Below are 6,518 nucleotides of genomic sequence, written 5' to 3'. Positions count from 1 at the left end.
GTACCACGCTGCGCGCTTCATGCCGCGCTGACCGGCATGCACAGCTCGCAGCGCACGAACGGCGAACCGGGCGGCGGCGAGCCGGGTTCGCAGCGCTGGATGAAATGTCCTTCCGCGAGTTCGAAAGGGGATGCCGGCAGCCACTCGGTGAGCAAGGTGTTCCAGCCGCGCCCGATCTCGCTCGACGGGCCTTCGTAGCGCAGGCAGGCCGCCCAGTGCGCCGGCAGGCTCTTGCGCATGGCCCGCAGGCCGGGGTCCTGCCAGCCGGCGGGCAGCTCGACGCAGGCGTCCATGCGGCAATGCGCTGCGAGCGTGATGGCCGGGTCGTCGAGGCCGATGGACAGCATCGGCCGGTCCGACAAGCCCATGCTGTCGACCCAGGGCACGAAGCGCGTGTGCAGGACCTCCGAGCTGTGGCCGTAGTCGCCGCGCTCGCGCATGTAGAGGCATTCCTTCGCCTCGAAGTGCCGGAGTTCGACACGGCAGCTCGCGGCGGCCCGGCCGTCGTCGGCCGGCCTTCGCCAGTCGATCCACCCGCCCGCACGCCAGCGGGACGGCGTCATGCCGAAGTGCTCGCGGAAGGCACGGGCGAAGGCTTCCGGCGAGGCGAAGCCGCAATTGAGCGAGACGGCCGTGACCTTCTCGTTCGGGCAGTGGCGCAGCCGGCCGGCCGCCGTCTCGAGGCGGCGGCGGCGCACGAACTCCTTCGCCGTCTCGCCGGTCCAGGCGAGGAAGAGCCGGTGGAAGTGGAACGGCGAGAACGCCGCGCAGTCGCTCAGCCGCTCCAGGCTCAGGTCCTTCGACAGGTGCGTCTCGACGTGGTCCAGCACCTGCTCCATGCGCCGCAGGTGGTGGCTGCGCAGCGAGGGTTGCTCACGCGGGCGCACGAGCGCCTTCAGCGGCCCGGCGCCCGCGGGCAGAGGGCCTTGCGCAAACCGGAGCTGCGCAGCGGCGTCGGCGACCAGGAGGTTCGTGTTCATCGGGCAACTCCTCGGTGGGGGCCAAGATTCAGCGCGCGTCGACCACGCGCCCTTCCGCATCGAACAGATGGCAGTGTCTCGAGTCGGGCCGGAGCCAGACCACGTCGCCGGCGCTCAGCGGGCGGCTGCCGCTCGCGAGCTTGATGGCCACCGGCTCGGCATGGCCGGCCAGGCGCGTATGGACGATGTCGCAGTCGCCCAGGTGCTCGACCTGATCGACCGTGGCCTTCAAGCCGCCGCCCGCCGCCACGAAGCGCAGGTGCTCCGGGCGCACGCCCAGCGTGAGTTCGCGCGCGGCGCCGGGCAGGCTCTGGTCCGGCAGGAAGACGCTGCCGGCGTCGCCCATCGACAGGCGCAGGCCGGAGGCCTCCTGGTGCGCCATGCCGGACAGGAAGCACATCTTCGGCGAGCCGAGGAAGCCGGCGACGAAGCGCGTCTTCGGCTGGTGATACAGCTCGAGCGGGCTGCCGACCTGCTCGATGCGCCCGGCATTGAAGACCGCAATGCGCGTGCCCAGCGTCATCGCCTCCACCTGGTCGTGCGTCACGTAGATCATCGTCGTGCCGAGTTCGCGGTGCAGCCGGGCCAGCTCCATGCGCAGCTGCACGCGCAGCGCGGCGTCGAGGTTGGACAAGGGCTCGTCGAAGAGGAACACCTTCGGATGCCGCACGATGGCCCGGCCGATGGCCACGCGCTGGCGCTGGCCGCCGGACAGCTCCTTCGGCTTGCGTTCGAGCAGCGGCACGATCTGCAGCATCTCGGCGGTACGCATCACCGTCTTGTGCGCCTCGGTCTTGTCGAGCCCGGTGAACTTGAGCGCGAAGCCGATGTTCTCGGCCACCGTCATGTGGGGGTACAGCGCGTAGTTCTGGAACACCATCGCGACGCCGCGGTCCACCGGCGGCAGGTCCTGCGACTCTTCGTCGCCGATGAAGATCTTCCCGGCGCTCACGTCCTCGAGACCGGCGATGGACCGCAGCAGCGTGGTCTTGCCGCAGCCCGACGGCCCCACGAAGACCATGAACTCGCCGGAGGGGACATGCAGGTCGATGCCGTGCAGCACGCGAGGGCCCTGGCCGTATTGCTTCTCGATGCCCTGGAGGGTCAGGTGAGTCATGTCAGTGTTGCTTCGCAGTGATGCAGGTGATGCACCTCATCCCTTGACGGCGCCTGCGGACAGGCCCTCGATGAGGCGGCGTGAAGAGGCGGCGAACAGGATCAGCAGCGGCAGCACCGTGATGGCCGAGCCTGCGCTGATGGCGCCCCAGGGCGTCTGGCCGGTGCCCTGCAGCGAGCGCAGCACGAGCGGCGCGGTGAACATCTCCTGCTGGCTCATCACGAGCAGCGCGCCGACGAAGTTGTTGTACGAACCGATGAAGGTGACGAGGCCCAGCGTGYCCATGGCCGGCCCGATGAGCGGCACGACGACGCGCCAGTAGATGCCGAACTCGCCGCAGCCGTCCATGCGCGCCGCCTCGACGAGCTCGCGCGGCAGCGCCGAGCCGATGTACTGGCGCATCATGAACACGCCGAAGGCCGAGCAGGCGCCGGGCACGATGAGGGCGCGCGTGCTGTTGAGCCAGTCCATCTCCTTCATCAGCAGCACGAACGGGATCATGCCGACGAAGGCCGGCAGCAGCATCGTCGCCATCAGGCCGGCGAACAGCGTGTCGCGCCCCGGGAACTCGTACATCGCGAAGGCATAGCCGCCCAGCGAACACAGGAACAGGTTGAGCGCGGTGGCCGCCACGGCGACCCACAGCGACAAGCCCAGGCTGTGCCAGAAGTGCGGGCGCAGCGCGACCAGCTGGTGGATGTTGTCGACCAGCGCCGAGCCGAACCACAGCGGCGGCGGCATCGAGAGGATGTCGCTGTTGGTGTGCGTCGCGAAGACGAACATGAAGTAGAACGGCGCCAGCATGATGAGCGCCCCCATCATCACGATGGCGTAGGGCAGCCACCCGGAGGGCCTGAGYTTGCGCAGCAGCCGTGCGCGCCGGCTGCCCGAGGCGGGGGCCCTGGCGATGGCCGGGGCGGTGAGTTGAGATGCGGTCATGGCCGGTCAATCCTTGCGCCCGAGGGTGCGGTTGTTGAGCTGCAGGTTGCCGATGATGGTCAGCGTGACGGCCAGCAGCATCATCGGGCGCAGCAATGGCACCGTGATGTAGCGGAACTGCTGCCACAGCCCGGCACCGTCGATGGTCGCGGCTTCGTACAGGTCCTTCGGGATGGTCTGCAGCGCCGACAGGTAGAGCACGGTGTTCCAGCCGACGAAGCGCCACCAGACGATGAAGGACACGATGGGCCGCGTGTACTCCGGCCGCCCCCAGTCGACGTTCTGCACCGGAAACAGCCAGGCGAGCGGATGCAGGCCGAACATCTCCAGCCGGCCCAGGCCGGTGAGCACCTGGTTGATGACGCCGAAGTCGCGCGAGAACAGCGACGAGAACACCAGCGTGATCGCCACGGTGTTGGTGATGTACGGCAGGAAGTACATCGCGATCACCGGGTTGCGCGCGCGGCGGAACTTCGTGTGGATGAAGAACGCGAGCGGCACCGCGATCAGGTGCTGCGGCAGGCCGGAGACGATGCCCAGCCAGAAGGTGTTGTACATCGCGCGCCAGAAGTCGCGCGCGTACAGCTCCGACCAGAACCGCCCCGAGAAGAATTGCGACCAGGGCAGGTCATCGAACTGCAGGACGAAGGCGTAGTTGCCGAGGCCCTCCCACTTCATGCTCCCCAGGCCCGCCGTCAGCTCCCAGCGAAAGAACGACGCATACGCGGAGAACAGCAGCGGAAACAGGCCGAACGTCAGGAAGAGGATGAAGAACGGCGCGACGAACACATAGGGCATGAAGCGCCACGGCTTGAGCCGGCGCCGCTTCGTCTTCTTCACCGGCGTTCCGTGCGGGGCGGGGACTGCGGACATGGGAGGACTTCCGGGCTCGGGGGATCAGCGGCGAACGCGGCGTTCGATCGCCTTCTTCGCATCGGCCAGCGCCGTCTTCACGTCCTTGTCCTGCTCCAGCACCTTGTCGAACTCGGCGCTCACGACTTCGGCGGCCACCGGGTCGAGCTTGTCCACTTCGGTGGCGGGAATCTTCGCCGCGGTGGCCCGCCAGGCCTGGCGTGCCTTCTGGCCGCCGAGGAAGTCCATCGGCTGGTCGACGAACGGGTCGGTGGTGGCCTCGACGAGTGCCGGGAAGGCATCGAGTTCGCGGAAGGCGGCGATCTGCACCTCCTTGCTGGTCGTCATGAACTTCACGAAGTCCCAGGCGAGTTCCTTGTTCTTCGCGCCCTTCGGGATCGCGTAGAAGCTGCCGCCATACGACGCGCTCACGCCGCCGGGAAGGCCGGCCGAGCGCCAGTTGCCCTTGGAGTCCGGCGCGATCCAGTTCTTCAGGTGGCCGGCGAGCCAGGAGCCCATCATCTCCGAGGCGATGGTGCCGCGCTTGAAGCCTTCGCTCCACTCGTTGCTCCAGGCGCCGACCTTCGCGTCGATGCCGGCCGCACGCGCCAGCTTGGCGGTCTCGAAGGCTTCCACGAAGCGCGGCGAATCGACCAGGATCCTGCCCTTGCTGTCGAAGTAGATGCCTTCGCCGTCCTTCAGGCCCGAGCGGATCATGATGTCCTTGATCGCCGCGGCATGCGGGATCAGGTAGGCGCCGGTCTTCGCCTTGAGCGCCTTGCCGGCCTCGATGAACGAGGCCCACGACTGGGTGAGCTGGGGCTCGGTGACGCCGGCCTTGTCCATCAGGTCCTTGCGATAGAACAGCGCACCCGGGCCGATGTCGGCCGGCATTGCGGCGAAGATGCCGCCGCGGCTGGTGGCCTGCGCCACCGTGAACCTGAAGAACCTGTCCTTGTATTGCAGCGCGTTGTAGGGCGGCTTGGACAGGTCTTCCACGCCGCCACCTTCGGCGAACTTGGCGACGAAGCCGATCTCGATGCCCATCACGTCAGGCAGGTTCGCCCCGGTGGCCAGCGCCGTCGTCATCGCGTTGTGGTGGTCGCCGTAGCCGAGCGCGACCAGCTTGATCTCGACCTCGGGGTGGATCTTCTTGTACAGCGGGATCGCCGCCTGCACCGAACGGTCGAGATCCTTGAACGATGCGACGGTGAGCACCGTCTGGGCCGTGGCAAGGCCCGTGGCCGATGCCAGCAGCGTGGCGAGACTGAGCCTGGTTGCGAATTTCACTTCATCTCCTCTGGGGTGGTYCGACGACGCGCCTGCCGTGTCCGTGACAATGCTCATGCAAGCGCTTGCACGGCAGTGTAGGAACTGTGCGCCGGCACCGGCCCGGGGGGGAACCCTGAACGACCTAGCCGATCTTGCGGTTTCGCGGTGGGTCGTGCACCCGAATGGGGCGCACCGTGTCAGCGTGTGACGGGGACCGCCTTGGTCGATTCGCGGACGATCAACTCCAGCTTCGCCATCGTCGCGCGCGGTGGCTTGCGGCCATCGATGAGCGCGACGACGGCCCCCGCGGCCTCCCGGCCGAGGTCGCGCAGCGGCTGCCTCACCGAGGTCAGGGGAGGCAGCGAGAAGGAGGAATGGGACAGGTCGTCATAGCCGACGATGGACATGTCGTCCGGCACGCGCCGCCCGCGCCTGTACAGCGAGAGCATCGCGCCATAGGCGGAGTCGTCGTTGGCGGCAAACACCGCGCTGAACGGCAGGCCGCGATCGAGCAGCATGTTCATCGCCGTCACGCCCCCGGTCTCCACATAGCCGCCCGGCGCCACCAGCCGCTCGTCGAAGGGCAGCCCGGCCGCGACCAGCGTGTCGCGGTACCCGCGCAAGCGCTCGTCGGCATCCTGGCGCCCCGGCGGGCCGGCGATGAAGGCGATGCTGCGATGGCCGAGTTCGAGCAGGTGGCGCACCGCCTCGCAGGCGCCGGCGTAGTGGTCGAAGCACAGCGAATGCACCCGCATCGACGCCGACTGCCGCCCGAGCAGCACCGTGGGAACGCCTTGCGCATGGCGATCCAGCAACTCGTCGTCCAGCTCGGCCACCAGCAGGATCACGCCGTCGACCCGGCGGCCCATCAGCGACATCAGCCGCTGTTCTTCCTCGACCTTGTTCCAGTGGCCGCTCACGAAGATGGCCTCGTAGTGGTGGCTGGCCAGCCCATCCTCGACGCCGCGCATGGCCTCGTTGAAGAACGAGCTGGAGATCTCCTGCGTCAGGACGCCGACGGTCATCGTGCGGCCCTTGGCGAGCCCGCGCGCGACCAGGTTGGGCCGGTAGTTCAGGCGCTTGATGCTGCTCTCGATGGCCGTCGCCTTCTCCTCGGCGACCACGTGGGTGCCGCTCAGGTAGCGCGACACCGTGCTCGTGGAAACCCCGGCCAGGCGCGCCACCTCTTCGAGCGTGACGCTGGTGTTTTCGATGGGCATGGCCCGATGATAGCGCTTGCCCCGCTTGCCCAGGGAAGGAGAAAGCCCATTGATCGGGGGTATCACGCCCGGGAAACCCCGGGGTTTCCCGCTTGCTCCCGCCGATTCGCAAGAACGATCAGGCCAGCAGGTTGCAAG

At 68.0% G+C, this 6,518-nt stretch carries 6 protein-coding genes; all 6 read right to left on the bottom strand.

Translation table 11 applies throughout. From position 1 onward, the window contains the following. Positions 1-17 precede the first annotated feature (17 nt). Complete coding sequence (locus AC1D01_RS25820) at positions 18-980, bottom strand: AraC family transcriptional regulator (protein WP_477871437.1); 963 nt, start codon at positions 978-980, stop codon at positions 18-20. Between the two features lie 28 nt (positions 981-1,008). Then, positions 1,009-2,097 carry an ABC transporter ATP-binding protein gene (locus tag AC1D01_RS25815; protein ID WP_477871436.1) on the bottom strand — a complete coding sequence of 363 codons (1,089 nt, stop codon included), beginning with the start codon at positions 2,095-2,097 and terminating at the stop codon, positions 1,009-1,011. Positions 2,098-2,133: 36 nt separating this feature from the next. Further along, the gene (locus AC1D01_RS25810) at positions 2,134-3,036 is read right to left on the bottom strand and encodes a carbohydrate ABC transporter permease (RefSeq protein WP_477871435.1); all 903 of its coding nucleotides are present in this window, start codon (positions 3,034-3,036) and stop codon (positions 2,134-2,136) included. A gap of 6 nt (positions 3,037-3,042) precedes the next feature. Then, on the bottom strand, positions 3,043-3,909 hold the full coding sequence (locus tag AC1D01_RS25805) for a carbohydrate ABC transporter permease (RefSeq protein WP_477871433.1): 867 nt from the start codon (positions 3,907-3,909) through the stop codon (positions 3,043-3,045). Positions 3,910-3,933: 24 nt separating this feature from the next. Then, a complete protein-coding gene (locus tag AC1D01_RS25800) occupies positions 3,934-5,178 on the bottom strand; it encodes an ABC transporter substrate-binding protein (protein WP_477871431.1) in 1,245 nt (414 codons plus the stop codon). 179 nt (positions 5,179-5,357) lie between these two features. Next, positions 5,358-6,380, bottom strand: coding sequence for a LacI family DNA-binding transcriptional regulator (locus AC1D01_RS25795; RefSeq protein ID WP_477871429.1), 1,023 nt, complete (start codon positions 6,378-6,380; stop codon positions 5,358-5,360). Positions 6,381-6,518: the final 138 nt, after the last annotated feature.

It is taken from the genome of Rhizobacter sp. P3_B12 (assembly GCF_056402895.1).
This window is presented reverse-complemented; position numbering and strand designations above follow the sequence as displayed.